Origin of the sequence: Achromobacter sp. SIMBA_011 (genome assembly GCF_046535435.1) — a bacterium.
GTDB lineage: Bacteria > Pseudomonadota > Gammaproteobacteria > Burkholderiales > Burkholderiaceae_B > Achromobacter > Achromobacter dolens.
Window position 1 is genome coordinate 1 of sequence record NZ_JAWRWN010000037.1, and the last position, 569, is coordinate 569.

The 569-nt window shown below is 46.7% G+C and carries 1 protein-coding gene; it reads right to left on the reverse strand.

The window, feature by feature from the left end:
• Positions 1 to 133: 133 nt before the first annotated feature.
• The coding region (locus tag SB816_RS29770; protein WP_143359859.1) for a serine hydrolase at positions 134 to 569 on the reverse strand (436 nt) is incomplete at its 5' end.

Here is a 569-nt window from a genome sequence, read left to right on the forward strand (position 1 = left end):
AGTGGAACGAAAACTCACGTTAAGGGATTTTGGTCATGAGATTATCAAAAAGGATCTTCACCTAGATCCTTTTAAATTAAAAATGAAGTTTTAAATCAATCTAAAGTATATATGAGTAAACTTGGTCTGACAGTTACCAATGCTTAATCAGTGAGGCACCTATCTCAGCGATCTGTCTATTTCGTTCATCCATAGTTGCCTGACTCCCCGTCGTGTAGATAACTACGATACGGGAGGGCTTACCATCTGGCCCCAGTGCTGCAATGATACCGCGAGACCCACGCTCACCGGCTCCAGATTTATCAGCAATAAACCAGCCAGCCGGAAGGGCCGAGCGCAGAAGTGGTCCTGCAACTTTATCCGCCTCCATCCAGTCTATTAATTGTTGCCGGGAAGCTAGAGTAAGTAGTTCGCCAGTTAATAGTTTGCGCAACGTTGTTGCCATTGCTGCAGGCATCGTGGTGTCACGCTCGTCGTTTGGTATGGCTTCATTCAGCTCCGGTTCCCAACGATCAAGGCGAGTTACATGATCCCCCATGTTGTGCAAAAAAGCGGTTAGCTCCTTCGGT